This is a genomic window from Pectobacterium aroidearum (assembly GCF_041228105.1).
GTDB classification, from domain to species: Bacteria; Pseudomonadota; Gammaproteobacteria; order Enterobacterales; family Enterobacteriaceae; genus Pectobacterium; species Pectobacterium aroidearum.
Genome location: NZ_CP166097.1, coordinates 2,153,196 through 2,180,153, shown reverse-complemented (window position 1 = coordinate 2,180,153; position 26,958 = coordinate 2,153,196). Strand labels below are relative to the sequence as shown.

Sequence of the window (26,958 nt, the reverse complement as noted above, 5' to 3'; positions counted from 1 at the left end):
CACTTATCTGGCACACCGCTATTACTCTTTTGAAAATGTCAAAACCTGTCCTTGTGTCGCAATAACGTCTTTATACCAGTAGAAACTTTTCTTACGTCGACGCGCTAATGTGCCGTTCCCTTCATCATCACGATCGACATAAATGAAGCCGTAGCGTTTCGACATTTCGGCTTTTGATGCACTAACCAGATCGATCGGCCCCCAGCAGGTATAACCCATAACCTCAACGCCATCTTCCAGCGCTTCACCCACTTGATACAGGTGATCGTTCAGGTATTTGATGCGATAGTCATCGTTAATGCTGCCATCACTTTCAAGTTTGTCTTTGGCACCCAAACCGTTTTCCACAATGAATAGTGGTTTTTGGTAACGGTCATACAGATAGTTCAGCAAATAGCGCAGCCCTTCCGGGTCGATCTGCCAACCCCATTCAGAACTTTCCAGATGCGGGTTCGGCACCATGTTCAAAATATTGCCGCGCGCTTTCAGGTTCACTTCTTCATCGGTGGTCACACAGCCCGTCATGTAGTAGCTGAAAGAAATGAAATCGATAGTTTCTTTCAACGACTGGCGATCGTCTTCCGTTACCGTCAGCGTAATCCCGTTCTGTGCAAAGAAACGCTTCATGTACGCCGGGTAGTATCCTCGGCTTTGAACATCGCCGAAAAACAGCCAGTCGCGGTTCTGCTGCATCGTTTCCATGACATCCGCAGGCTTGCAGGTTAATGGATAGAACATAGAACCCAACATCATATTGCCGATTTTGGCATCAGGGATGATGTCATGACACGCCTTCACCGCTTTAGCACTCGCAACGAGCTGGTGATGAATCGCCTGATAAATATCCTGCTTACTGCTCTCGGTCGGCAAACCAATTCCGGTAAATGGGGCATGTAACGCACAGTTGATTTCATTGAACGTCAGCCAATATTTCACTTTGTCTTTATAGCGCTGGAATACCGTGCGGGCATAGCGTTCGAAGAAGGTGATCGTTTCACGGCTTCCCCAGCCGCCGTAATTCTTCACCAGGCCATACGGCATTTCATAGTGGGACAGCGTCACCAATGGCTGAATGCCGTATTTCGCCATTTCATCAAACAGGCGATCGTAAAATGCCAGCCCTGCCTCATTCGGCTGGGTTTCATCGCCCTGCGGAAAAATACGCGTCCAGGCAATCGAGGTTCTAAGGCATTTGAAACCCATTTCCGCAAAGAGCGCGATATCTTCCGGATAGCGGTGATAAAAATCGATCGCGATATCTTTAATTCCGCTGTCGCCCGGCGTACGCGTGACGATCTCGCCAAAAATACCCTGAGGCTGTAAATCGGATGTTGATAGCCCTTTACCGTCCGTTAAATACGCGCCTTCAACCTGATTGGCTGCGATCGCGCCGCCCCACAAGAATGCTTTCGGAAACTGATGGCTCATCTTTTCTCCTCCCAATTGGGTCGTAAATTTCAATGTCAGCGAATTAACGTCAGTAAGGCGCCTTGCTCCTGCACGGTGTCTCCGGCAGTAGGCAGAACATCAACGTAATCTTCGCTATTGGTGATAATGACGGGCGTCGTTGTGTCATAGCCGGCTTTCTCAATCGCCTGATAATCAAACTCCACCAGAAGATCGCCCTGCTTCACGACATCGCCGGTTTTAATGTGCGCGGTGAAATACTGACCATCCAATTTCACCGTATCGATACCGACGTGAATCAGCACCTCGGCTCCCTCTTCAGATTCGAGTCCAATGGCATGGTTGGTTTTGAACAGCGAGGCAACCGTGCCACTCACGGGTGAAACCACACGTCCGGCCTGCGGTTTAATCGCGATCCCTTTCCCCATTAAGCCACTGGCGAAGGTTTCATCACCGACCTGCTCAAGCGGAAGCACCGTTCCCGAAATCGGGCTGCTTATCTCTTGCTTACGCGTGGTATCGCTCTGACGCGGTGTGGCTTGCGGCGTTGCCGTGGATGTATTGATTTCTTTCGTATTTTCTTGAGACGGAATGCCGAAGGCCCAACTCGCGGCGGCGGCAAAGGTAAAAGCAATCACCGTACCAATAATGGCGGCCCAGACCGTGTTATCAACACCTGACGGCGGTATAACCTGAGTAAAGGTGAAGATGCTCGGGAAACCAAAGGAATAGATAGTGGTATGGAAATATCCCAGAATGGCGGCACCCATTGCGCCACCAACACAGCCAAAAATGAAAGGACGCTTCAGCGGCAACGTCACGCCATACACCGCCGGTTCCGTAATACCAAAGATCGCAGCCGAGAAAGCGGAACCGGAAATCCCTTTTAGCTTCATATCACGTGTACGCAGCAACACACCCAGTACTGCTCCCGCCTGCCCTAATACCGCAGGAACCAGTAGCGGCATCATAGTGTCATGCCCCAATACGCTGAGGTTATTGATCATCAGCGGCGTTAGCCCCCAATGCAGACCAAAAATAACAAACACCTGCCACAGTGCGCCCATCAACGCACCCGCGATCATGGAGTTCAGCCCGTAGATTAACTGGTAACCGCTGGCCAGCATGTGCCCAAGCCAAGTTGCCGCAGGGCCAATCAGCAAGAACGTGACGGGAACCGTAATGCAGAGGCACAGCAGCGGCGTAAAGAAATTGCGGATATTAATATGCAAGATGGCATTCAGCGGTTTTTCCAGACGTGAAGCAAGCCAGGCCGAGAAAATAATCGGAATAACTGAAGAGGCATAATTGATGAAGGTAATCGGAATGCCAAGGAAATACAGCTGTTGATAACCTGCATTCTGCATGGCACCAAATTCGGCAATCATGGATGGATGCACCAGCGTGGCACCAATTACCATGGTAACAAATGGATTGCCACCAAACTTTTTCCCTGCGGTATAGCCTAATACTACCGGGAAGAAAAAGAATAATGCATCGCTTGCCGCAAACAACACTTTATAGGTTCCACTGGTTTCAACCATCCAACCACACGCCAGACTGAGCGCCAGAAAACCTTTTAAAATACCCGATGCTGCCATCACCCCAATTAACGGGGTAAATATTCCAGAAATAATATCAATGAAGCGCGAAAAGATATTTCCTTTTTTCTCATCGCCGTCTTCATGATTCGCGGAATCCGTCCTGTCGGTCAATCCAGAAATATCCAACAAGCTGTTATAGACATCACTAACATGATTGCCTACGACAACCTGAAATTGCCCGCCGCTTTCAACGACCATGATCACGCCTGAGTTATCCTTCAGCGCCGCGGCATCCGCTTTTTTGTTATCTTTTAATTTAAAACGTAATCGGGTTGCGCAGTGCATGACGCTAATGACGTTGCCGCGTCCGCCGACACCATCGAGTATCTCACTTGCTAATGCTTTGTATTCCATCGCCTATCCTTAATGCTAAACAGACTTAAATATCAATAATTTAAGATTGCCAGTTCTGTTTGAGACAAAAAAAAACCTAAATCGCTTTTCCCAATACGCATTGAGAAAACGATTTAGGTTTTGCCTGCCCGCCGAGACTAGCCTGAACAGTAACAATCCTACTTGTTTGCCAGCGCGACTTACGCACTAACAATAAAAACGTACTTCATCTGATAATTTACTTTCCACATACTTTATTCTTTCACTTTCCCCGTATGCAAGTACATTTACCTTGTCATGCGGCTATTTTGTGACGAAAAGCAAATTAGCAGAAATTACTCCCCATCACCTGGTTCTATTTTATCCTGACCTTCTGTTCGCACGCGTTCAATATGAATCGTTAAGAACATCAACTCTTCTTTCGTTAACGTGTAGTGATACTTTTGAATAATGTGTGCCTGTATTTTTTCCGCACAGCGATAAGACAGTTGATACCGTTCTTTCACCACATCATGTAATGACTCATCATCACTAAAGACCGTACTTTTTCCTATTAACCGCTGCGCAAAGAACTTCAAATGTGTCACAAAGCGATGATAACTTAACGCTTGTTCGTTATAATCCAGGTTAAGCTGATATTTTACAATATTCAGTATTTCCTGCATGATTTTAGTAATTTGCAGTACTTCCGGCATTTCGCTGTCGAGCTGCGCGTTCACCAAATGCAAAGCAATAAACCCGGCTTCATCTTCCGGTAAACGCACGGCCAAACGCTGCTCAATAATATCCAGCGCTTCCAGACCGACAGCGAATTCTTTTGGATACAGGCGCTTTATTTCCCATAGCAGAACATTGCGGATATCCACGCCCTGTTTGTGGCGTTCTATCGCAAAGTGGCAGTGATCCGTTAAAGAGATATAGACGCTGTTTTGCAGTTTCCCAGGCAACCGATCCTTTGCCAACAGGATGATCTTATCTGCTGTCGTGATGACATCCATCGGAATCTCTGACAGCAATTCCTGTAGACGTGACGTCAACTCCCCGGATTTCATCACAAACACGCGCTCAATCAGCGTTTCGTCCAGCAGATCGCCAGAGTGCTTTTTGAAGCCCAGCCCGCGTCCCATCACAACCGACTCATTATTGTTTTCGTCGATTACGGTAACGACATTATTGTTGAGTATTTTGGCAATCTTCATTTTTCAAACCCTGGAAACAAAAAAACCAGACACCCGTAGCAAGAACGAGCATCTGGTTTTGCCTGCTTACGCAGTAACAATCCGCAATGGCAGGTAAACTACCATCTGCCTTTATCTTCTCAAGAAGCATGACACAAAAACGTGATACGGATCGACAGAAAAGCGTGCGGCTTACACGTATTTTCTTTATTTATTGCCAGCCGTTACAAGAATCGCACCCGAGCGCCCATTCACCGCAGTACTGCATTCATACTGCGTTTTTGTTAGGCAGTTGCGCAACAAAGTTGGGTAAAAACACCAAATCGCTCAATTTTTTGCGTAAACGCGACGAAATATTCAATTTCATACCTTTTACCACCTTGTTTCTCGTCGCTTAATAACTATAATACGGAACGTCGTTTCAATTGAATGGTTTCAGCTAAACAACGTGCCACTATCAATAACATTATTATCAACGGCATCGCCAACGCGACTCCCGCAAATCTTATGCGACGAGCGGTTGCGCACTTCATCATCCATTCATTACGACCATCTATACTTACCTTTTCTATACTGTTTCCTCATACATTCTTTCCAGCGGCTTGCCTCGCATCGCCACTGGTTCACTCGTTTTTTTATCCATCACAACTTGTAGAAACTATCGTATGAAAAAGACAAAAATTGTTTGTACCATCGGGCCGAAAACAGAGTCAGAAGAAGTGCTTGGCAACCTGCTGTCTGCCGGCATGAATGTTATGCGCCTGAACTTCTCTCACGGGGATTACGCAGAACACGGCCAACGCATCAAGAACCTGCGTGCCGTTACGGAAAAAACCGGCAAGAAAGCTGCTATCCTGCTTGACACAAAAGGCCCTGAAATTCGTACCATGAAGCTGGAAAATGGTGCTGACGTCACGTTGACCGCCGGTCAGACGTTCACGTTTACCACCGATCAGAGCATCGTCGGTAACAAGGATCGCGTCGCCGTCACATACGCGGGCTTTACTGAAGACCTCAGCGTCGGCAACACCGTTCTGGTTGATGACGGCCTGATCGGTATGCAGGTTACGGCAATCAACGGTAACGACGTCGTCTGTAAAGTGCTGAACAATGGCGATCTGGGCGAGAATAAAGGTGTTAACCTGCCTGGCGTTTCCATCCAGTTGCCTGCACTGGCCGAAAAAGACAAACGCGACCTGATTTTCGGTTGTGAACAAGGTGTCGATTTCGTTGCGGCCTCCTTTATCCGTAAACGTTCCGACGTTGAAGAGATTCGTGCTCACCTGAAAGCACACGGTGGCGAGCACATCCAGATCATCTCCAAGATCGAAAACCAGGAAGGTCTGAACAATTTCGACGAAATCCTGGAAGCGTCTGACGGTATCATGGTTGCTCGTGGCGATCTGGGCGTTGAAATCCCGGTTGAAGAAGTCATTTTCGCGCAGAAAATGATGATCGAGAAATGTAATCTGGCACGCAAAGTGGTTATCACCGCGACGCAAATGCTGGATTCCATGATCAAAAACCCACGCCCTACCCGCGCTGAAGCTGGCGACGTCGCTAACGCCATCATCGACGGCACCGATGCCGTTATGCTGTCTGGTGAAAGTGCTAAGGGTAAATACCCGCTGGAATCCGTTACCATCATGGCGACCATCTGTCAGCGTACAGATTCTGTGATGAAAAGCCGTCTGGATACCATCAAGACCCCTGGCGTACTGCGTATCACCGAAGCCGTCTGCCGCGGTGCGGTAGAAACTGCAGAGAAACTGGATGCACCGCTGATTGTCGTTGCAACCAGCGGCGGTAAGTCTGCCAAATCTATCCGCAAATACTTCCCAAATGCCCGCATTCTGGCGCTGACAACGAACGAAGTCACCGCGCGTCAGCTGCTGCTGAGCAAAGGCATTGATACGCTGCTGGTGAAAGAAATCGCTTCTACCGATGATTTCTACCGCATCGGTAAAGAAGCGGCGCTGAACAGCGGTTATGCGCAGGCTGGCGACGTTGTGGTGATGGTCTCTGGCGCACTGGTTTCCAGCGGCACAACCAACACCTCTTCCGTACACCGTCTCTGATCCCAACAATCAGATCGGAAAAAAGCGCCTTAATGGCGCTTTTTTTATATTTTGAAACGACTTCCTACAGCGCGATAACCTAATTAATGCGTTTGCGTAACACGCCATTTAATAGCCTAAAGCCTCGGAGTTATCCGATAAAAATAGCACTGTTTTCCTTACTTTTTTAATGAATAGGTAAAACTCGCTGTTTCTTTGAGCGAACGATCAAAATTAAGCATGTTCTCATCAAAAATTTATTCTCATTAGAAAAAAGTTTGTGTAATACTTGTAACGCTACATGGAGATTAACTCAATCTAGAGGGTATTAATAATGAATCGTACTAAACTGGTACTGGGCGCGGTAATCCTGGGTTCTACTCTGCTTGCTGGTTGTTCAAGCAACGCTAAAATTGATCAGCTGTCTTCTGACGTTCAGACTCTGAACGCTAAAGTTGACCAACTGAGCAACGACGTGAACGCAATCCGCTCTGACGTACAAGCTGCTAAAGACGACGCAGCTCGTGCTAACCAGCGTCTGGACAACCAAGTTCGTACTTACAAAAAGTAATCGAACTGGTTAAGTAGTGAAAATGGCGCACAATGTGCGCCATTTTTTTTGTCTGCGTTTTACCTTTTCAGCTTTCCCTTTCAATCCTTTTTTCGCCTGATCAGGCATCGTCATCCTTTAGCACTATCCCTGGAACCAGCACAGATGCGCCTGAACGCATCTGGCCGATTTATTTCATGATTAACGCGAGGTAGTACTGATAGCCGTGATCGGTGCAGCCTGATGCGTCTCAGGCGCTTCTGGCGCTGATTCTACCGGTGGCTGGTAGGTATTGATATCTTGTCCTATGCTCACCACGATCGGCATACCTGAACGGCGCACAATCGCATCAGCAACCGCTTTACTGTCCGTCTCCGCATCTTTAACAAACTTCTGCGTCTTCGCCGTCAGTGGAATCGGCATGGTTTGTGGATCGTCTTTATCGGTCTTCGACAGAGGCTGATGCACTTCAACGTAACGTTTGCCGTCCGGTTCAACGGAGGTTTTAATTGCATCGTTAAGAATCTGCACTCGCGTACCAACCGGCACGTTGTCGAACAACGCCTTAATGTCATCCGGACGCAGACGGATACAGCCGGAGCTTACGCGCATACCGATACCGAAGTCCGCGTTCGTACCGTGCAGCAGATAAACGCCGCCGTGCGCGGACAGACGCAGCGCATGCAATCCCATTGGGTTATCCGGTCCAGCCGGAACGACAGCTGGCAGCTTAATGCCCTGCTCTTCAAGATAATGCTTGCGGATGTTTGCCGTTGGCGTCCAGGTCGGGTTCTCACGCTTCTCACTCACGCTGGTCGTCATCAGTGGCGTATTACGCCCCAACTGACCAATGCCGATCGGGTACACAATGACGGTATTCTTCCCTTTCGGGTAGTAGTAGAGGCGCAGCTCCGCCAGATTGACCACAATACCTTCACGCGGGGTATCCGGCAGCAGCATTTGCGTTGGGATGGTGAGCGTGGAACCCGCTTTCGGCAGGTAAGGATCCACGCCTGGGTTCGCTTCCATCATGCCCAATAAACCAATCTTGAAATCCGCCGCGATAGCTTCCAGCGGACGACCATCATTGGGGACCGTATAAGCGATATTCTCGCCGATGAGGCGGCTATTTGGTGGCGGTAGCGGGTATTCCGTCGCTTTAGCGGCGGTGCTGGTCAGGTATGCCGCGAAAGCCATACCAAGTAAAGTTAACGCGCGTTTCATATTAGATTCCCTACAATCAATAACATCTGGCTATGTACCCAGAATGCAGTATCCGGCTATACCTCTTGATCTGGTGTCAATGCGACTATTACTGCCACTCTCCACCGAACGTGGGTATATATTAGCATTGTTGTAACAAAAGAATATTTTATTTAAAAATCAAAGCATTGATATTCAATTCTTTACAAAGCAGAGTCAGCATAAAATTTAACGGGAAATAAATATACGGGACGAATTCTGAAATATCAGCGAGTTAATAAATATGCCGGAAAACAATAACGTGCCGTTGGTAAAAAACCGTAAATGGAAAAAACAAAAAAGCGCTGGACGTTTTTTCCGTCACAGCGCTTTTTTACACTCCAGGAAAGCAGAAAACAGGGAAGAAAATTAAAGCAGTGCGGCGGCGTGCGCACGAATTGCGCGTAACATCGCCTCAAGCCCCTGAGAGCGGGATGGCGTCAGATGTTGGTTCAGCGCCAGCGATTCAAAGAAAGGCCGTACATCCAACTCAACTATTTCCTGCGCTGTCAACCCCTGATACAGGCTGAAAACCACCGCAATCAGCCCCTTCACAATAGCGGCATCGCTGTCGCCGTGCAGAACGATAACGCCCTGCTCGTCAGGCTGCGCCACAATCCAAACCTGGCTCTGGCACCCCGAAATCAGGTTATCTGGATTACGCCATTCATCGGGCAACGGATCAAGACGCTCCCCTAGCTCGATGATATAAAGATATTTTTCTTCCCAGTCATTACAGCGCGCAAAGTTGCGCGCCAGTTTCTGCGGTTCTGGCAGACTCGCCATGGTTTCCTCCCCGAACAGATTCGCGCGCGGCGCTTAACTGCCCAGCAATCGATGGATACGTTGCAATCCGGCAACCAGCCGGTCAATTTCTTCGCGCGTAGTATAAACTGCCAGCGAGGCGCGGCACATACTGGGAACACCGTAATGTTCCATCAGCGGCATCGCGCAATGGTGGCCGGTGCGAATCGCAATACCGTACCGATCGAGGAAACTTCCGACATCATAGGCATGGTGCTGCCCAAGATTAAACGCAATGACGCCGTGACGCTCAGCAGGGCCGTACAACGTCAGATCGGGCACTTGCTTTAGTGCCTCCAGCGCATACTTCATCAGCGAGGATTCATAACGTTGAATCTCTTCCCGCCCCAACGCCGTCACATAGTCCAACGCAGCGCCTAAGCCCATGATACCGCCGGTATTGGGCGAACCAGCCTCAAAGCGCCACGGTGAATCCGCATAGGTGGTACCTGTGCGCAGGCTAACCTGACGAATCATCGCCCCGCCACCTTCCCACGGCGGCATAGCCTGAAGCAGGTCACGTTTGCCGTACAGCACGCCAATACCCGAAGGGCCGTAGATCTTATGTCCTGAAAAGACAAAGAAATCACAGTCCAGATCCTGCACATCGACAGTCTGATGCATAATCGACTGCGCACCATCGACCAACGTAACCGCACCAACTGCTTTTGCCTGTGCGATCATGGTCTTAACTGGGTTTAGCGCACCGAGTACGTTAGAGATTTGCGTTACTGCTAGCAGGCGAGTTCGCTCATCCAGTAATCCAGGAAGCTGCGCAACATCCAGTGAGCCATCTTCGGCCAGCGGCAATACGCGAACCTCAACGCCACGCGCTTCCGCCAGCATCTGCCAGGGAACGATATTCGCGTGGTGTTCCATCTCGGTGATGATCAGGTTATCGCCCGGCTGGATGAATGTGCGGCCATAGCTGTTAGCCACCAGATTGATGGCCTCCGTCGTCCCGCGAACAAAGACAATCTCTTCCACTGAGGCTGCATTGATAAAAGCAGCCACCTGCTCACGAACCGCTTCCATCGCGCTAGTCGCCTGTGCGCTCAGCGTGTGAATGCCGCGGTGCACCGCAGCATATTCATGACGATAGAATTCGGCTTCACGTTCGATAACCGACTGCGGCTTTTGCGCACTCGCGGCGCTATCAAGATAGGCTAACGGCTGACCGTTAACCTCGCTTGCCAGCAACGGAAAATCGGCGCGAACCCGTTCAATAGGATAACTCATCATACCGCCTTGCCGGCATTCGCCAGCGCGTTTGGCAAACGCTGCGCGATACGTTGCAGAACCACATCTCGCAGAGACTCGTTTTCAATCGCTTCTGTGACTTCCGCCGCAAAGGCGAAGATGATCATCTGCTGCGCATCCTGCTCCGTAATACCGCGAGAACGTAGATAGAACAGCTGCTCTTCATCCATACGGCCAATGGTGGCACCGTGGCTACATTTCACGTCATCCGCGTAGATTTCCAACTGCGGCTTGGTGTCGACCTCAGCCAGTCTGCCCAACAGCAGGTTATTGTTGGTCATCTGTCCGTCAGTTTTCAGCGCGTGAGGGGCAACTTTGATCATGCCGTTAAACACCGCTCTGGCGCGATCGTTGACGATGACTTTATGCAACTGACGACTTTCACCATAGCCCTGATTGTGTTCCAGATACGTTCGCGTATCACACACTTCGCTGCCGACGGGCAGAATCAGGCTATTCATGGATAAATTGGTACCTTCGCCGTTCAACTGAGCGCTGGTATGGTGACGCGTCAGCCCAGCTCCCAGCAGGAAACTGTGGCTGCGAACCCGAGCGTCGCGTGCCAGCACCAGATCGTTATGTGCGAAGTGGTAGCTCGCCGCCGCTTCAAACGCCAGCTTATAGTGGCTAACCTGGCTATTTTCTGCCGCATTCACCGTCAGGCGTGCGCCAGTAAAGTGGGCATGCTCATCCAGACTGACATAGTGCTCGATAATTTCCGCACTCGCGCCACGTTCAACGTTCAGGTGGTGGCGATGGTGAACCGTGTTCAATGCCGCGGCCTGGCTGCTGCTGATATGCAACAGGTAAAGCGGTTTTTCCGCCTGCTGTCCGGCAGCCAGACGAATCAGCGTGCTCGTACTAGCCAGACTTTCGGTCAAATGCAGGAACACCTCGGACTGGATCGCCGCAGGCAGTATGCCCTGCGCTCGCGACGCCTGTACGTCAACCTGATAAGGCCCCCAGGCGCTGTCGCTGAGTTCAGCATTGAATACGCCATCGACAAACACCAGACGCCAGCTATCTACCGCGAATGCCAGAGCATCCACCGCTGCGCGATCGAGAGACGGGGCCTGCGGTGCGACAAATTCGTTGCTCAGCAAACCATCCAGCGGCGTGTATTTCCAGTGCTCGTGCTTACGGTGCGGTAAGCCAAGACGCACCACGTCCTGCCAGTGTTGGTTCGCCGCTTCAGAACGGCGCGACGCATCACGTTCAAACAGACCTTGCCATTGCTGCAACGCCTGTTCTTGTTTCTGTGCGATGCCAGTTTTACCCGCCGCGTTCTCGCTCGTCACATTATTGCCCGTCGGTAAGCCAGCCATAGCCTTGCTCCTCCAACTGTTTCACCAGCGAGAAATCACCGGATTTCACAATGCGCCCTTGATACAGAACGTGGACGTGATCCGGTTTGATGTAATCAAGAATACGCTGGTAGTGCGTGACGATGATGAACGAACGTTTGCCGTCACGCAGGGAGTTCACGCCGTTAGAGACGATTTTCAGTGCGTCGATGTCCAACCCGGAGTCGGTTTCATCCAGAATGCACAGATCCGGCTCCAGCGCCGCCATCTGCAGAATATCGTTACGCTTCTTTTCACCGCCGGAGAAGCCCACGTTGACTGAACGGGTCAACAAGTCTTCTGGCATATTCAACAGCTTAATCTTTTCTTCGATAAAGTCGGCGAAGTCAAAGCGATCCAGTGGTTCCTGCTCGCGGTATTTACGCACCGCGTTAACGGAGGTTTGCAAGAAGAACTGGTTGCTGACGCCGGGGATTTCTACAGGGTACTGAAACGCCATGAAGACGCCTTCGCCCGCGCGATCTTCTGGAGACAGTTCCAGCAGATCCTTGCCTTTGAAGTCCACCGAACCGTCGGTCACTTCATATTCTTCACGTCCAGCCAGCGTCGCGGAGAGCGTACTTTTTCCTGAGCCATTCGGGCCCATAATCGCGTGAACTTCACCCGGCTTAATGGTGAGATTAAGCCCTTTGATGATCTCTTTGCCTTCTACGCTGACTTTTAAATTTTCGATGCTTAACATGCTTATTCCTTCCAACGCCCAATGCGACGAGCGCTTAATGAATTCCGGGACCGATGATTCTCATTATTCGTCTGTGAAAATCCCGGTAACCGCCGAATTAACCCACGCTATGTTCCAGGCTAATCGCCAGTAACTTTTGTGCTTCTACCGCAAATTCCAGCGGCAATTCAGAGAAGACGTCCTTACAGAATCCGTTCACGATCATCGAGATGGCGTCATCTTCGCTGATTCCACGTTGCAGACAGTAGAACAGCTGGTCTTCACCAATTTTCGAGGTCGTCGCTTCGTGCTCCAACTGCGCAGTATTGTTACGCACTTCCACGTAAGGGAAGGTGTGTGCGCCGCACTCGCTGCCGATCAGCATAGAGTCGCACTGGGTGAAGTTACGGGCGTTGGTTGCACTCGGCATGATCTTCACCAAGCCACGATAGGTGTTCTCACTGCGTCCGGCGGAAATCCCTTTGGAGATGATGGTCGAACGGGTGTTTTTACCGATGTGAATCATCTTGGTGCCGGTATCGGCCTGCTGACGACCGTTGGTCAAGGCAACAGAGAAGAATTCGCCGACGGAGTAGTCACCGCGCAGAATGACGCTCGGGTATTTCCAGGTGATCGCTGAGCCGGTTTCCGACTGCGTCCATGACATTTTTGAATGCTCGCCTGCACACAGCGCGCGCTTGGTCACGAAGTTCAGAATCCCGCCTTCTGCGTCATCTTTACCGGAGAACCAGTTCTGCACCGTGGAGTATTTCACTTCGGCATTCTTGTTGATGATGACTTCCACCACGGCGGCGTGCAGCTGGTAGGTGTCACGAACGGGCGCGGAGCAACCTTCGATGTAGCTGACGTAGCTGTCGTCATCGGCAATCAGGATCGTACGTTCGAACTGACCGGTTTTCGCCGCGTTGATGCGGAAATACGTCGACAGCTCCATCGGACAGCGCACGCCTTTCGGGATGTATACAAACGTGCCGTCAGAAGCGACCGCCGAGTTCAGCGCCGCAAAGAAGTTGTCATTCGCGGGTACGACCGTTCCGAGATACTGGCGCACCAGATCGGGATGATCCTGAATCGCCTCGCTGAATGAACAGAAGATAATGCCTTTTTCAGCCAGCTCGTGCCGATACGTGGTCGCAACGGATACGGAGTCGAAAATCGCATCGACTGCCACTTTCTTGCCTTCGCGGACAGGAACACCCAACTGGTTAAACGCATTCTCCACTTCGCTGGTCAGGTAATTATTCACGTCCGTAATCCCGGATTGCTGCTTGGCGCCGGGCTCAGAGCCACAGCTGTCGTCGCAGTTACCGCAGGAAGGCGCGGAATAATAGCTATAGTCCTGATAGTCGAGTTTCTCGTAATGGGCTTTCAGCCAATGTGGTTCTTCCATCTCCAGCCACGCCTTGTAGGCGTTGAGGCGGAATTCCAGCATCCACTCAGGTTCATTACGCTTCGCCGAAATCGCCCGTACGACATCTTCATTGATGCCGTGCGCCAGCTCATCGGTTTCCAATTGCGTAAAGAAACCTTCTTTATAGCGTCCATCACCCATCCAGATCTGGACATCATCAGGTACATCTACCGTGCTACGTGCCATAATTTTTCATCACTTAAATGCCAAAGCTTTCGCCACATCCACAAGCATGTTGCGCTCTGGGATTATTAAACTTGAATATCTGATTCAGCCCTTCACGGACGAAATCAAGTTCTGTGCCGTCAATGAAAGGCATTGCTTTCAGTGGGACATACAGTTTTGCACCATCACGTTCGAATACCAGATCGTCGGTTTCGAACTCCTGTACCAGATCCAGCACGTAGCCAAACCCCGCACAGCCTGATTGTTTAACGCTGAGCCGCAGTCCTTGCACGGCCTCATCCTGCTTCATCAGATTCTTAATCTGCTTCACGGCGCTCTCTGTCAGCGTCAATCCTTGCCAGACATTTTCATCCAGTGAAAACGTCCCTACATTTTCCGCTTGCATATGGAATACCTCATTGCGTGTGGTACCAGTTTTCGGCTGGTTTCCCCTAATGTTAGTGATAATGAAACTAGCTTCAACCTCTTGTTTCGCAGGGCTATTCGTAACATTTCGGTTTTTAGCGAGCTAATAGCGTTATTTTACACGTCTCGGGCTCGCCAAACAACGCCGCAAAAAATCAACTAACCAATTGATAATAAATGAATTAAACTCCCTACCCATACCTCTTATGGTCGGATAATAGTTATCATCTCGTTATCATTATTATAACATTTATCGGTGATACCTATTTATAAAACAGGGAAGGTATATGAAGATTTATGTGATTTCCGATCGTACTTTTTGGCGTTAAAGCACATTTTGCCCATTGATCGTGGCCTTTTTTATCAATATGATAATGATTATCATTTGATATTCAGGATCGATCACCATGCTTTCCGTGAATGCCTGGCTGCACCACCAGATTGACGAATATAAATTTCAGATTCGCGATGCCACCGTTGATTTTTACATGGCGGAAGCTCGCCTGAACCGGCCTGGAAGCAATATTGACCATTTACGTCGCTATCATAACGCCTGCATGGATATGGTTGAACTCTGTCTGAGAAACGGCGATGACGACAGCTATCTACATGCGCTGGTCAAGTTGCATAATCGGTTGATTAAAGAGATTAATAATGAAGGGCGTTGCCATCTCTTTCGCGTGCAAAGCTACTACTTTGCCCGTAACACGCTGAAGTCGATTTGCCATCAGTTAAGCATGCAAGGTTCATGGGACAAAGCCACCGCGTTTCAGACCGATTTCGTTAAGCGCGTGCCTTTTCTGCCCTGAAGAGCACTATCTTTTCAAAATAATGCCATTCCAGAAAAACAGAACCAGACCGGCCAGCAGTCTGGTTCAGCGCTTCATGTTTACGGCGTAATAACGGATGTTGTCAGACGTGAAATGCAGCATAGGCGATTCTGATTATCAAAAATCTCAATCTGCCACACCTGGCTACGGCGGCCAACGTGAAGCGCACGACACACGCCCCGCACTTCACCTTCACGCACGGCTCGCAGATGGTTGGCATTGATTTCAAGGCCCACCACCTGCTGATCGCCCTCAGAACACAGATAGCCCGCGACGGAACCCAGCGATTCCGCCAGCACAACGGACGCGCCGCCATGCAATAAGCCAAACGGCTGGCGTGTGCGAGCATCCACTGGCATCACCGCTTCCAGAGAATCATCCGCGATATGGGTATAATGAATACCGACATGACCAACCATGCACGTCTGGCTTTGTTGATTCAGTTGCTCAAGCGTAACCTGTCGTTTCCATAACATCAGATAATCTCCAGCAAGGCCTGTAGCGGATGGCGTAATGCGCTGCCTTCCATGCGTTTCACCTGACTGCGGCATGAATAGCCCGTGGTCAGGCAGCGTTTCTGAGGTAACTTCTGCAACACCTGTTGCCAGGATAGCGCATAAATGCCCTGCGAATTAGCGAGGTTTTTGGTTTCATGACCGTAGGTTCCCGCCATGCCGCAGCATCCGACACTGATATTCTCCAGTTTGGCACCAAAGCGCGAGAAGATATCGGCCCACTGTTTCGTGCTAATCGGCAACGCCGTGGTTTCCGTACAGTGCCCCAACAGATACCAGGATTCGCCAGTGGCAGGCTGCGGCGTGCTGTCGGCCAGTGCCGTCACCAGCCATTCATGCACCAGTTGCACCTGAAAATCACCACGCTTCTCACCCAGAATTTCACGGTATTCGTCGCGATAGCACAGCACCAACGCCGGATCGACGCCCACCATCGGCATCCCCAGTTTCGCGACACGGTTCAGGAAATCTGCCGTCTTCGAGGCCGTTTTGGCAAAGCGTTGCAGGAAGCCTTTAATGTGTTGCGCCTTCCCGTTTGGCGAGAACGGCAGCAGCACCGGTTTCAGCTTCAGCTTTTCAATCAGATGGACGAAATCTGCCACCACCTGCGCATCGTAATAGCTGGTAAACGGATCCTGCACGATTAGCACGTATTGCTGGCGCGCCGCTTCCGGCAACTGCTCCAACTGTTCCAGCGTGGTGTTGACGCCGCTATGCCCGGCAAACTGCTGGCGCAACGACGGCGATGACAGCAACGGTAAATCAACCATGCCGATCTGGCTGCGGCTCAGGTTATTCAGCAGCGGCATTTTCAGGAAGAAGTTAAACGTCTTCGGGCTACGTGCCATCAGCGGCGCATAGCTTTCGACACCGGCAACCAGATAATCACGAACCGGACGCAGATAGCGCGTGTGGTAAAGCTGTAGGAAGCGGGAACGGAAACCAGGCACATCGATCTTGATAGGGCACTGCGTTGAACAGGCTTTACACGCCAGACAGCCCGACATCGCGTCTTTAACTTCATGGGAGAAATCGTAATCCCCCTGCTTCGCCTGCCAGGTATTGCGCGTTTTCTGGATAAATGCGCGCAGGCTCAGCTTCTGCTGCGGCAATGCCTTTTCCAATGCCACCGGATCGACGCCCTGCTCCGCCAGCAGGCGTAACCATTCGCGCACCAGCGTGGCACGGCCTTTCGGTGAATGAATACGGTTGCCGCTGATTTTCATCGACGGGCACATTGGGCTACGGGCATCAAAGTTAAAGCACAGTCCGTTACCGTTACACTCCATCGCGCCACGGAACGCTGTGCGCACCGTCAGCGGGATCGTGCGATCGAACGTGCCACGCTTGACCGCATCGACTTTCATCATCGGCGCCTCGACATCCAACGGCGCACAAATTTTACCGGGATTCAGGCGATTATCAGGGTCGAACGCCGCCTTGATGCGGCGCAGTTCGGCATACAGCTCCGGCCCAAAGAATTCAGGACTGTATTCGGCGCGGAAGCCTTTGCCGTGTTCCCCCCACAGCAGGCCGCCATATTTAGCCGTCAGCGCGACAATCTGGTCGGAAAGCTGTTTCATCAGCATTTCCTGTTGCGGGTCGCACATATCCAGCGCCGGGCGAACGTGCAGCACGCCGGCGTCCACGTGGCCGAACATCCCGTACGTCAAATTATGGCTGTCCAACAGCGCACGGAATTCTTCGATATAATCCGCCAGATGCTGTGGCGGCACGCAGGTATCTTCCGCGAACGGAATCGGCTTCGCCTGCCCTTTGCTGTTGCCCAGCAGCCCTACGGCTTTTTTCCGCATAGCATAAATACGTTCGATTCCGGCCAGGTCGTTACAGGTTTGATAGCCAATCACCCCGCCTTCTCCGCTCGCCAGCAGCGTATCCAGCCCCTGACAGAGCGCGTCAACCTGTCCGTTAATCAGCGTGTCATCATCACCCGCGAATTCAACGATATTCAGGCCGAGCATTTCCTGATTAGGCACATCGGTAATCAGCTCGCTAACGGAATGCCAGACGATATCCTCGCGGGCAAGGTTTAATACCTTAGAGTCCACGGTTTCAACTGACAGCGCCTTCGCCTCCACCATGAACGGCGCATTGCGCAGCGCTGAATTAAAGGAGTCATATTTGATATTCACCAGACGGCGAATCTTTGGCAACGGCGTGATATCGAGTTTCGCTTCGGTGATAAACGCCAGCGTACCTTCAGCGCCGGTCAGAATACGCGTCAGGTCAAAAGTACGGAGATCGTCGCTGAACACATGGCGCAGGTCGTAACCCGTCAGAAAACGATTCAGCTTGGGGAATTTGTCGATGATCAACTCGCGCTGTTCGCGACAGCGGTGCAGCACCGTATGGTAAATACGACCGATAGGTGAATCTTCTAACGCCAGTTTCTCTGCCAGCTCCACTGGCATCGCCTGCGTATCCAGCATTTCGCCGCCTAACAGTACCGCACGCAGCCCCAGCACATGGTCTGAGGTTTTGCCGTACACCAGCGAACCTTGCCCCGATGCATCGGTGTTGATCATGCCGCCCAGCGTCGCCCGGTTACTGGTCGACAGCTCAGGTGCAAAGAAATAGCCATAAGGCTTCAGATATTGGTTAAGCTGATCTTTAATGACGCCCGCTTCGACACGCACCCACCCCTGTTCAGGATTAATTTCCAGAATGCGGTTCATATAACGCGACATATCGACCACGATACCGCGATTCAGCGCCTGCCCGTTCGTTCCCGTACCGCCGCCGCGTGGAGTAAAGGTCAGCTCTGAAAAACGTGCTTCCCCCGCCAGGCGGGATAAGATCGCGACATCAGCGGTTGAACGGGGGAAAACCACCGCATCCGGCAAAAGTTGATAGATACTGTTATCCGTTGCCATTGTCAGACGATCGGCATAATTGGTCGCCGTATCGCCCGTGAATCCATTTTTCTTCAATGCTTCCAAAAAATTAAGCACCGGCTGAACCAGCCCGGGAGATTGCGTGATCTGTGGGATCATTATTTTTTGACCCTGTCCGTACATGATGTGTTTGCCAATATGTCGTGATATGCCTGTGAAGCGCGGTATATAGCCTAATCTTGATCGCTTAAGGATAGAGATACCGGGGCTACCACGGTGTGAGGCATCCCTGCGGGAACCTCATCACAGTGCTTCCCCTAAAGCCATGCTTAAGTGACTAGCATTTGTATATAGCCGCCCTTTCATCGGGGACATCACGTTTTATCACATTTCGCAATCGTGTGCGCTCCCGGATCGGCAAAAACATACAGCGTGTTGGCTAATGGCCGTTTCACCAACAAAATGTTCAACAGGCTGTCAAAACCCCCGGAAATATCTCATGATGACGGGTGACAATAGGTTGTCACCCAAGCTACCTCGCCTTCAGCCTTTTCTTTTGCTATTGAGGAATGATTCGTTGAGCAAATATTCTCAGCCACCACGATTTGATCTGGCCAGAATCCTGTTCAGTCTGGCGTTTATTACCATCATGATTATTGCCTGCTTTTGGGTGGTACAGCCTTTTATTCTGGGATTTGCCTGGGCGTGTATGGTGGTCATTGCCACCTGGCCGATGCTGATTAAATTTCAGGCGTTATTGTGGGGTCGGCGTTCTCTGGCCGTCATCGTTATGACGCTGCTGCTCATTCTGCTGTTTATTGTCCCCATTGGCGTGCTTGTCAGTAGCGTGGTGGATAACAGCTCGGCGTTAATGAGTTGGGGAGCCCGGCAGGAAAACTTTTCGCCGCCCACGCTGGAATGGCTAACGTCAATTCCTTTAGTTGGAGAGAAATTGTTCAACAGCTGGCAGGCGCTGTTACAAAGCGGCGGCAGCGGCCTATTTGCCAAAGTGCAGCCCTATTTTGGTAAAACCGCAACCTGGCTGGTTGCACAGGCCGCCCATGTCGGGCGTTTTCTGATGCACTGCTCTCTGATGCTGATCTTCAGCGCCCTGCTGTATTACAAGGGAGAAGCCGTTGCGAAAGCCGTGCGGCATTTCGCTATCCGGCTGGGACAGGAGCGCGGCGATGCCGCCGTGATTCTGGCGGCGCAGTCAATTCGTGCCGTTGCGCTGGGCGTAGTGGTAACGGCCATCGTGCAATCGGTGTTAGGCGGAATCGGTCTGGGACTGTCCGGGATTCCCTATACCACACTATTAACCGTACTGATGTTTCTGTGCTGTCTGGCGCAGTTGGGGCCGCTGCCGGTACTCATTCCTGCCATTATCTGGCTGTATTGGACGGGTGATAACACCTGGGGCACCATCCTGCTGGTCTGGAGCTGCGTCGTTGGAACAATCGATAACATTATCCGCCCGGTATTAATCAGGATGGGTGCCGATCTTCCTATGCTGCTGATTCTTTCCGGCGTCATTGGCGGATTGCTGGCTTTTGGCATGATTGGCTTATTTATTGGTCCGGTCGTCCTCGCCGTTTCCTATCGCCTGCTCTTTGCCTGGATGCGTGAAATCCCCGAACCGCAAAACATCCTCTCCGTTAATACGTCCAGCAAACCCAACAAAGAATAAAGACGGTAAACACCGTTTCTCCTCCCCGTGGGCGGTGTGCCGCCCACGCATTGCTCATTCTCAGCATTATTGCTTCGTAATTGCTTCGCACCGATTTATTCCCTTACTTTTTCAATAGGTAAAAATAGCTAATGATTAACCCTCTATTCTTGGGGATTAGTCCTAAAAATTTTGATATCATTTCTCTAATGCATCAATATTATTGACAATATCAAAATCCCGAGAAGCCAAACCTTAAAAGATAATTAACTATTAGGATGATTCTTAATGACTGAATAGCGCATAATCCATAGGATTAATACCGGAGCTAGTATTAACCTACTGTATGTCAATGAGGTTTCCTCCTCGTCAGAGTTAGTAACGAATTGCTGTGTGTAGTCTTTGCCCATCCCCTGAGATGGGCCTTTTTTTTCCTTTCATTTCTCTTCCATTCAATTACGCGTCATTCCTTTTTTGTTACTCTCCTGTCTGCCTACTCTCAGTTCAGTTTTTCAGGAGTTTTTCATGACGCCTCTCGCCGCGAAGAGATTACTACTCTGTGGCTTATTCAGTCTTCTGACCGCCTGCGATAATCCAGCTCCAACGGCACAGCGCCCCTTGTTGACCATTGAAGGTAAAACGATGGGGACGTTTTACAGCGTAAAAATTAGCGGCGACATCACCGAAGACAAAACGCAGTTGCAACGAGAAATCGATGCCCTGCTGGAGCAGGCCAATAACGACATTTCCACCTACCGTGACGATTCCGTGCTGTCGCGTTTTAATCAGTATCGGGGAACGGATCCACAGCCTATCAGCAACGGCATGGCGGATATTATTCTGGCTGCGCTGCGTATCGGTAAAGCCACTCACGGTGCGATGGATATCACCGTCGGCCCGTTGGTTAACCTCTGGGGGTTCGGCCCGCAAAAACAGCCTACGCGTATTCCCAGCCAGCAGCAGATCGATGTCGCACGGCAAAACGTTGGGGTGCGTCACCTGAAACTGATCGGCGACGAAAAAGGAGAATGGATTCAGAAAGATCTCCCGGATTTGTATGTCGATCTCTCCACGCTGGGCGAAGGGTATGGCGCAGATGTTCTCGCACAGTTAATGACGCGTAAAGGGATCACCAATTATCTGGTTTCCGTCGGCGGCGCCATTTCCAGCCGTGGCGTAAATGCAGAAGGAACGCCGTGGCGCGTGGCGATTCAGAAGCCAACCGACCAGGAAAACGCGGCACAGGCAGCGGTGAATTTGCAGGGCTATGCAATCAGCACCTCCGGCAGCTATCGGAATTATTTTGAGCAGGACAACAAACGCTATTCTCACGTTATCGATCCCGAGACGGGCAGACCGATTACTCACCAGTTGGTTTCTGCGACCGTAATTGCGCCGACTGCGCTGGAAGCGGATGGTTGGGATACCGGTTTGATGGTGTTGGGAACAGAGAAGGCGTTGAAGCTGGCAGAACAACAGGGGCTAGCGGTTTATCTGATTACCAAAACGGATAAGGGTTTTAGCGCGGTAATGACGCCACAGTTTAAATCCTTCCTGATTGCGGCACCGTGATTTTCAGCACGACTTGCGATCAGCGGCGGTCGAGCGGTGGTAATGGATAGATCGTAAAGACGCTGTGAATACATCCCTGTACGCTCGGATTGCGCCATCCATGGCGCAAACGCTTTACTCTTCTATTCCATTACCACCGTTTTCATTCTGTGAATACTGTTTCAGTTGCCTGATGATTATATATCAGACATTCACCGAACTAATTACTTGTGCTCAGCCAGATTCAGCCAGGTTTGCACCACGGTGTCTGGGTTGAGCGACAGGCTATCGATGCCTTGTTCCATCAGCCAGAGGGCAAAATCTTCGTGATCTGACGGACCCTGTCCGCAAATACCGACGTATTTACCCTGCTTCTTGGCGGCCTTGATCGCCATCGACAACAGCGCCTTCACCGCATCGTTACGCTCATCAAACAGCGACGATACCACGCCGGAGTCACGATCCAGACCCAGCGCCAGCTGCGTCATGTCATTTGAGCCGATGGAGAAACCATCAAAGTGTTGCAGGAATTCGTCAGCCAGCAGCGCGTTGGACGGAATCTCGCACATCATGATGATTTTCAGACCATCTTCGCCACGACGCAGCCCCTGATTCGCCAGTTCTGCAATCACCGATTCCGCTTGCGCCACGGTACGAACAAACGGGATCATGATTTCCACGTTCTTCAGACCCATCACATTACGCACGCGTTTAACCGCTTCGCATTCCAGCGCAAAACAGGCTTTGAAGTCCGGCGACACATAGCGACCCGCACCGCGGAAGCCCAGCATCGGGTTCTCTTCTTCCGGCTCATAACGCTCGCCACCGACCAGATTGGCGTACTCGTTGGATTTAAAATCGGACAGGCGGACAATAACGCGCTTCGGCGAGAATGCGGCTGCCAGCGTCGCGATCCCTTCCGTCAGACGACCGACGTAGAACTCGATCGGATCGTCGAAGCCCTGCATCAGCGTCTTGATCTCACGTTGCAGCTCAGGGGTTTGCTGGTCGAATTCCAGCAACGCACGCGGGTGCACGCCAATCATGCGGTTGATGATGAATTCCAGACGCGCCAGACCGACGCCATCGTTTGGCAGGCAGGCAAAATCAAACGCGCGGTCAGGGTTGCCCACGTTCATCATGATTTTCAGCGGCAGAGCTGGCATTTCATCAATCTGTGAACTCTTCACGGAGAAATCCAGCAGATCCTGATACACATAGCCCGTGTCGCCTTCCGCACAAGAAACGGTGACTTTTTGCCCTTTGCGCAAACGCTCGGTCGCATCGCCGCAGCCCACAACGGCTGGAATGCCCAGCTCACGCGCGATAATCGCCGCATGGCAGGTACGTCCGCCGCGATTGGTCACAATCGCTGCCGCCTTCTTCATGATCGGTTCCCAGTCCGGGTCGGTCATGTCGGTAACCAGTACATCGCCTGCGTTGATCAGGTGCATCTCGCTGATGTCCTGAATCACTTTGACTTCACCCGCACCGATGCGGTGACCGATCGCACGGCCTTCCACCAGCACCGTACCGCTGGCTGGCAGGTGGTAACGCTCCATCACCTGACCGTTGGAACGCACCGTTTCCGGGCGCGCCTGCACGATGTAGAGCTTACCGGTGTGACCATCCTTCGCCCACTCGATGTCCATCGGGCGGCCGTAATGTTTTTCAATCAGCAGTGCCTGACGCGCCAGCGCCTGCACTTCGTCGTCCGTCAGGCTGAAACGCGTCGTTTGCTCTGCCGGCACATCTTCAATCCGTACCTGCTTGCCATGTTCCTGGCTCGCGGCATACACCATACGGATTTTTTTCGATCCCATGTTACGGCGCACAATCGCAGGTTTGTTGTTCTGCAAGGTCGGCTTGTGGACATAGAACTCGTCCGGGTTCACCGCGCCCTGCACCACCATTTCACCCAAACCGTAAGCCGACGTGATAAACACCACCTGATCAAAACCGGATTCGGTATCAATGGTAAACATCACGCCCGCGGAAGCCAGATCGGAACGCACCATGCGCTGCACGCCCGCCGACAGCGCCACACCGCGATGGTCGTAGCCCTGATGCACACGGTAGGAGATCGCGCGGTCATTAAACAACGACGCAAACACGTGCTTCACCGCGACCATCACAGCATCAATACCCTGCACATTCAGGAAAGTTTCCTGTTGGCCGGCAAAAGACGCATCCGGCATATCTTCTGCGGTGGCGGAAGAACGCACAGCAAACGAGGCGTCTTTCTCGCCATCGGCCAGTTGCTGATAGGCGTCGCTGATCGCCTTCTCCAGCTCCGGCTGGAATGGCGTATCAATAATCCACTGGCGAATCTGCGTACCCGCGCTGGCCAGTTGATTCAGGTCGTCAATGTCGGTGCGATCGAGCAGCTCATAAATGCGCTGGTTAATCCCGCTTTGATTAAGAAAATCATTAAACGCCTGCGCCGTTGTCGCAAAGCCGTTGGGAACGGCTACGCCCAATCCTGAAAGGTTGGTGATCATTTCACCCAGAGAGGCATTTTTGCCCCCCACCCTTTCAACGTCGTGCATACCGAGCTGGTTATACCAAAGGACATTACGCAAATCAGGGCCGTTATTGGACATCGAAAATAATCCTTTCTGCATACAATTAGGGTATGAAAGAGTTCGGTTGAGAATCGCCTCAACGCAATCAGGTTAGCATAGCGTTTTGATGAACATGGACAGGTGAATCGATCAACCTATGAAAAAAAACTGATTTCACGGCGAATGATTGCCTAACACGGTAAAAATCCAATATCGTAGAAGATTAGCATTCTTTATCATAAAGATAATGAAATGGTGTTTTAATAAAAGTATTCGTAAAACACAATTTTTGACGAGGTTAACGTGTTCGAGCTGTCGGAAGTATCACAAGGGGGTTATGTGGAAAGAAGCGTATTTTATGTCTCGGACGGTACGGCCATTACGGCAGAAGTACTGGGTCATGCGGTGTTGTCCCAGTTCCCCGTGAACACAGTTAGCTATACCTTACCTTTCGTTGAAAGTGAAGCGCGCGCCAAAGCCGTGTGTGAACAAATCAATACGTTGTATCAGCAAACCGGTGTGCGTCCGCTAGTGTTTTACTCCATTGTCACGCCGACCGTGCGTAACATTATTATCAGTAGCGAAGGATTTTGCCAGGACATCGTACAGGCGCTGGTTGCACCCTTACAGGAAGAATTGAACACGCCGCCTACGCCAGTTGCTAACCGTACTCATGGTTTGACGGCCAATAATCTGAGCAAATACGACGCCCGTATCGCTGCCATCGACTACACGCTGGCACACGATGACGGCATTTCACTGCGCAATCTCGATCAAGCGCAGGTGATTTTGCTGGGTGTGTCACGCTGCGGCAAGACGCCGACCAGCCTTTATCTGGCGATGCAATTCGGTATTCGTGCCGCCAACTACCCTTTTATTGCTGATGATATGGACAACCTGCGCCTGCCGGATGCGTTGAAGCTCTTCCAGCACAAGCTCTTCGGACTCACCATTGATGCAGAACGGCTGGCGGCCATTCGGGAAGAACGCCGGGGAAACAGCCGCTATGCGTCACTACGCCAGTGCCGCATGGAGCTCAGCGAAGTTGAAGCGCTATTTCGCAAACACCAGATTAAATATCTCAATACGACCAATTATTCCGTTGAGGAAATTTCCGCCAAAATCATCGACATTCTTGGCATGAGTCGAAGAATGTACTAGTACATGATAGATTTTTTGTCCTAATGCGGTTGTAATGTGCGCCATTTCGTTTATTGTGTGCTCCATCACTTCCCGGCATTTCGCCGCTGCGAAGCAACCTTTTAGTTGGAAACCTTGTCTGAAAACACCGGGATGTCCATGTTTTTTCGGTGATGACAGGTTTTCGACTTGACCGTATTCAGAGACAAAACATGCTACAAACAGATGAACTGCGGAGCGCGCGCATCGAGAGTCTGGTTACACCCCAAACGTTACTCGCCAGATTCCCGATCACCCCTGCCGTTGCCGAAAATGTCACCTCGTCACGCAAGAAAATTGAAGTCATCCTAACCGGTCACGATCCACGTCTTCTCGTCGTGATTGGCCCATGTTCGATCCATGACACCGACAGTGCGCTAGATTATGCACGCCGTCTTGCTGCGCTGCGCACGCAGTATCAGGATCGATTGGAAGTCGTCATGCGCACCTATTTTGAAAAACCGCGCACGGTCGTCGGCTGGAAGGGACTCATTTCCGATCCGGCACTCAACGGCACCTTCCAGGTAAACGAAGGGCTGGAGATTGCACGCCGCCTGCTGTTGGACGTCAATCAACTCGGATTGCCAACCGCGACGGAATTCCTCGATATGGTCACCGGCCAATATATTGCCGACCTGATTAGCTGGGGTGCGATTGGCGCAAGAACCACTGAAAGCCAGATTCATCGGGAAATGGCCTCGGCGCTGTCCTGCCCCGTCGGCTTCAAGAACGGCACAGACGGCAACACGCGCATCGCCGTCGATGCCATTCGTGCCGCCCGTGCCCAGCATATGTTCCTTTCGCCGGATAAGCAGGGCTTCATGTCGGTCTACAAAACGCAGGGCAACCCGTTTGGTCATATTATTATGCGCGGCGGGAAAAAACCGAATTACCACGCGGAAGACATCGCTGCCGCCTGCGCTCATCTGCGTGAGTTCTCGCTGCCCGAGCATCTGGTGATCGATTTCAGTCATGCCAACTGTCAGAAACAGCACCGTCGCCAGCTCGATGTAGCCGATGACATCTGCCAGCAAATTCGTGCGGGCTCACGCGCCATCGCGGGCATCATGGCGGAAAGTTTCTTAATTGAAGGCAACCAGCCTGCTATCAATCCTCTGGCATTGACGTATGGGCAATCCATTACCGATCCTTGTCTGAGCTGGCAGGACACCGAAACGCTGCTGGCTCGTCTGGCAGACGCCGTCGACAGCCGTTTCTAATCCGATACGCGCTGGCACACTCACCTTCTCCGGTCGTGTGCCAGCCGTTTCCTCTTTTCCCGCCGCCTCTCTCACACTTTCGCAGCACGTAAATT

The 26,958-nt window shown here is 51.3% G+C and carries 20 protein-coding genes and 1 other RNA gene; 8 read left to right on the top strand and 13 right to left on the bottom strand.

Annotated features, from left to right (window positions below):
* Positions 1 to 21 precede the first annotated feature (21 nt).
* From AB8809_RS10085 to licT, 3 genes are all read right to left on the bottom strand, one after another.
* The gene (locus AB8809_RS10085; protein ID WP_349856071.1) at positions 22 to 1,428 is read right to left on the bottom strand and encodes a 6-phospho-beta-glucosidase; all 1,407 of its coding nucleotides are present in this window, start codon (positions 1,426 to 1,428) and stop codon (positions 22 to 24) included.
* Between the two features lie 35 nt (positions 1,429 to 1,463).
* Positions 1,464 to 3,365 carry a PTS beta-glucoside transporter subunit IIABC gene (gene bglF, locus AB8809_RS10080; RefSeq protein ID WP_349856072.1) on the bottom strand — a complete coding sequence of 634 codons (1,902 nt, stop codon included), beginning with the start codon at positions 3,363 to 3,365 and terminating at the stop codon, positions 1,464 to 1,466.
* A gap of 314 nt (positions 3,366 to 3,679) precedes the next feature.
* Complete coding sequence (gene licT / locus AB8809_RS10075) at positions 3,680 to 4,543, bottom strand: BglG family transcription antiterminator LicT (protein ID WP_015840653.1); 864 nt, start codon at positions 4,541 to 4,543, stop codon at positions 3,680 to 3,682.
* Between the two features lie 644 nt (positions 4,544 to 5,187).
* Between licT and pykF the strand changes: the two genes are divergently transcribed.
* Positions 5,188 to 6,600 (top strand): pyruvate kinase PykF, encoded by a 1,413-nt coding sequence (gene pykF / locus AB8809_RS10070; RefSeq protein WP_181828775.1) that lies wholly within the window; start codon positions 5,188 to 5,190, stop codon positions 6,598 to 6,600.
* Positions 6,601 to 6,913: 313 nt separating this feature from the next.
* Positions 6,914 to 7,150 (top strand): major outer membrane lipoprotein, encoded by a 237-nt coding sequence (locus AB8809_RS10065; protein ID WP_005970385.1) that lies wholly within the window; start codon positions 6,914 to 6,916, stop codon positions 7,148 to 7,150.
* 180 nt (positions 7,151 to 7,330) lie between these two features.
* Here the strand turns inward: AB8809_RS10065 and AB8809_RS10060 are convergent, their stop codons facing one another.
* The 7 genes from AB8809_RS10060 to sufA form a co-directional block, all read right to left on the bottom strand.
* Positions 7,331 to 8,353 carry a L,D-transpeptidase family protein gene (locus AB8809_RS10060; RefSeq protein ID WP_182100099.1) on the bottom strand — a complete coding sequence of 341 codons (1,023 nt, stop codon included), beginning with the start codon at positions 8,351 to 8,353 and terminating at the stop codon, positions 7,331 to 7,333.
* A gap of 387 nt (positions 8,354 to 8,740) precedes the next feature.
* A complete protein-coding gene (sufE, locus tag AB8809_RS10055) occupies positions 8,741 to 9,157 on the bottom strand; it encodes a cysteine desulfuration protein SufE (RefSeq protein ID WP_015840657.1) in 417 nt (138 codons plus the stop codon).
* Positions 9,158 to 9,190: 33 nt separating this feature from the next.
* Positions 9,191 to 10,414, bottom strand: coding sequence for a cysteine desulfurase SufS (sufS, locus tag AB8809_RS10050; RefSeq protein ID WP_015840658.1), 1,224 nt, complete (start codon positions 10,412 to 10,414; stop codon positions 9,191 to 9,193).
* The gene (gene sufD / locus AB8809_RS10045; protein WP_320704040.1) at positions 10,414 to 11,760 is read right to left on the bottom strand and encodes a Fe-S cluster assembly protein SufD; all 1,347 of its coding nucleotides are present in this window, start codon (positions 11,758 to 11,760) and stop codon (positions 10,414 to 10,416) included. The genes sufS and sufD overlap by 1 nt, the downstream gene beginning before the upstream one ends.
* On the bottom strand, positions 11,735 to 12,481 hold the full coding sequence (sufC, locus tag AB8809_RS10040) for a Fe-S cluster assembly ATPase SufC (RefSeq protein ID WP_015840660.1): 747 nt from the start codon (positions 12,479 to 12,481) through the stop codon (positions 11,735 to 11,737). The genes sufD and sufC overlap by 26 nt, the downstream gene beginning before the upstream one ends.
* A gap of 97 nt (positions 12,482 to 12,578) precedes the next feature.
* Positions 12,579 to 14,078, bottom strand: a complete 1,500-nt coding sequence (gene sufB / locus AB8809_RS10035) for a Fe-S cluster assembly protein SufB (protein WP_010276389.1) — start codon at positions 14,076 to 14,078, stop codon at positions 12,579 to 12,581.
* Between the two features lie 13 nt (positions 14,079 to 14,091).
* Positions 14,092 to 14,463, bottom strand: coding sequence for a Fe-S cluster assembly scaffold SufA (gene sufA, locus AB8809_RS10030; protein ID WP_015840661.1), 372 nt, complete (start codon positions 14,461 to 14,463; stop codon positions 14,092 to 14,094).
* A 427-nt stretch (positions 14,464 to 14,890) separates the two neighbouring features.
* On the opposite strand from sufA, the gene AB8809_RS10025 reads away from it, so the two are divergent.
* Positions 14,891 to 15,292: a hypothetical protein gene (locus AB8809_RS10025; RefSeq protein ID WP_015840662.1), complete on the top strand. Its 402-nt coding sequence runs from the start codon at positions 14,891 to 14,893 to the stop codon at positions 15,290 to 15,292.
* Positions 15,293 to 15,372: 80 nt separating this feature from the next.
* Here the strand turns inward: AB8809_RS10025 and menI are convergent, their stop codons facing one another.
* Together menI and AB8809_RS10015 are read right to left on the bottom strand one after the other, a co-directional pair.
* Positions 15,373 to 15,789 (bottom strand): 1,4-dihydroxy-2-naphthoyl-CoA hydrolase, encoded by a 417-nt coding sequence (menI, locus tag AB8809_RS10020; RefSeq protein ID WP_015840663.1) that lies wholly within the window; start codon positions 15,787 to 15,789, stop codon positions 15,373 to 15,375.
* Positions 15,789 to 18,842, bottom strand: a complete 3,054-nt coding sequence (locus AB8809_RS10015; RefSeq protein ID WP_349856073.1) for an FAD-binding and (Fe-S)-binding domain-containing protein — start codon at positions 18,840 to 18,842, stop codon at positions 15,789 to 15,791. Before AB8809_RS10015 ends, menI begins: the two co-directional genes overlap by 1 nt.
* 418 nt (positions 18,843 to 19,260) lie before the next feature.
* Here AB8809_RS10015 and ydiK point away from each other — a divergent pair, with 418 nt between their 5' ends.
* The 3 genes from ydiK (at position 19,261) to apbE (ending at position 21,921) form a co-directional block, all read left to right on the top strand.
* On the top strand, positions 19,261 to 20,370 hold the full coding sequence (gene ydiK / locus AB8809_RS10010) for an AI-2E family transporter YdiK (protein ID WP_043881786.1): 1,110 nt from the start codon (positions 19,261 to 19,263) through the stop codon (positions 20,368 to 20,370).
* Between the two features lie 301 nt (positions 20,371 to 20,671).
* An RNA gene (gene rprA / locus AB8809_RS10005) (antisense sRNA RprA) lies at positions 20,672 to 20,783 on the top strand.
* Between the two features lie 91 nt (positions 20,784 to 20,874).
* Positions 20,875 to 21,921, top strand: a complete 1,047-nt coding sequence (apbE, locus tag AB8809_RS10000) for an FAD:protein FMN transferase ApbE (protein ID WP_349856074.1) — start codon at positions 20,875 to 20,877, stop codon at positions 21,919 to 21,921.
* A 203-nt stretch (positions 21,922 to 22,124) separates the two neighbouring features.
* Here apbE and ppsA read toward each other — a convergent pair whose 3' ends face one another.
* A complete protein-coding gene (ppsA, locus tag AB8809_RS09995; protein WP_349856075.1) occupies positions 22,125 to 24,503 on the bottom strand; it encodes a phosphoenolpyruvate synthase in 2,379 nt (792 codons plus the stop codon).
* Between the two features lie 300 nt (positions 24,504 to 24,803).
* Here ppsA and AB8809_RS09990 point away from each other — a divergent pair, with 300 nt between their 5' ends.
* Together AB8809_RS09990 and AB8809_RS09985 are read left to right on the top strand one after the other, a co-directional pair.
* Entirely contained in the window at positions 24,804 to 25,625 is an 822-nt protein-coding gene (locus tag AB8809_RS09990) for a pyruvate, water dikinase regulatory protein (RefSeq protein WP_349856076.1), read from the top strand.
* A 191-nt stretch (positions 25,626 to 25,816) separates the two neighbouring features.
* Positions 25,817 to 26,863 carry a 3-deoxy-7-phosphoheptulonate synthase gene (locus tag AB8809_RS09985; protein ID WP_349856077.1) on the top strand — a complete coding sequence of 349 codons (1,047 nt, stop codon included), beginning with the start codon at positions 25,817 to 25,819 and terminating at the stop codon, positions 26,861 to 26,863.
* Positions 26,864 to 26,958: the final 95 nt, after the last annotated feature.

Coding starts and splice junctions, on each gene's coding strand:
- menI (WP_015840663.1), bottom strand. CDS start 15,789: ATGTTATGGAAACGACAGGTTACGCTTGAGCAACTGAATCAACAAAGC.
- AB8809_RS10060 (WP_182100099.1), bottom strand. CDS start 8,353: ATGAAACGCGCGTTAACTTTACTTGGTATGGCTTTCGCGGCATACCTG.
- AB8809_RS10025 (WP_015840662.1), top strand. CDS start 14,891: ATGCTTTCCGTGAATGCCTGGCTGCACCACCAGATTGACGAATATAAA.
- AB8809_RS10015 (WP_349856073.1), bottom strand. CDS start 18,842: ATGATCCCACAGATCACGCAATCTCCCGGGCTGGTTCAGCCGGTGCTT.
- sufB (WP_010276389.1), bottom strand. CDS start 14,078: ATGGCACGTAGCACGGTAGATGTACCTGATGATGTCCAGATCTGGATG.
- AB8809_RS09985 (WP_349856077.1), top strand. CDS start 25,817: ATGCTACAAACAGATGAACTGCGGAGCGCGCGCATCGAGAGTCTGGTT.
- sufA (WP_015840661.1), bottom strand. CDS start 14,463: ATGCAAGCGGAAAATGTAGGGACGTTTTCACTGGATGAAAATGTCTGG.
- bglF (WP_349856072.1), bottom strand. CDS start 3,365: ATGGAATACAAAGCATTAGCAAGTGAGATACTCGATGGTGTCGGCGGA.
- apbE (WP_349856074.1), top strand. CDS start 20,875: ATGACGCCTCTCGCCGCGAAGAGATTACTACTCTGTGGCTTATTCAGT.
- licT (WP_015840653.1), bottom strand. CDS start 4,543: ATGAAGATTGCCAAAATACTCAACAATAATGTCGTTACCGTAATCGAC.
- pykF (WP_181828775.1), top strand. CDS start 5,188: ATGAAAAAGACAAAAATTGTTTGTACCATCGGGCCGAAAACAGAGTCA.
- sufS (WP_015840658.1), bottom strand. CDS start 10,414: ATGAGTTATCCTATTGAACGGGTTCGCGCCGATTTTCCGTTGCTGGCA.
- ppsA (WP_349856075.1), bottom strand. CDS start 24,503: ATGTCCAATAACGGCCCTGATTTGCGTAATGTCCTTTGGTATAACCAG.
- AB8809_RS10085 (WP_349856071.1), bottom strand. CDS start 1,428: ATGAGCCATCAGTTTCCGAAAGCATTCTTGTGGGGCGGCGCGATCGCA.
- sufD (WP_320704040.1), bottom strand. CDS start 11,760: ATGGCTGGCTTACCGACGGGCAATAATGTGACGAGCGAGAACGCGGCG.
- sufC (WP_015840660.1), bottom strand. CDS start 12,481: ATGTTAAGCATCGAAAATTTAAAAGTCAGCGTAGAAGGCAAAGAGATC.
- AB8809_RS10065 (WP_005970385.1), top strand. CDS start 6,914: ATGAATCGTACTAAACTGGTACTGGGCGCGGTAATCCTGGGTTCTACT.
- sufE (WP_015840657.1), bottom strand. CDS start 9,157: ATGGCGAGTCTGCCAGAACCGCAGAAACTGGCGCGCAACTTTGCGCGC.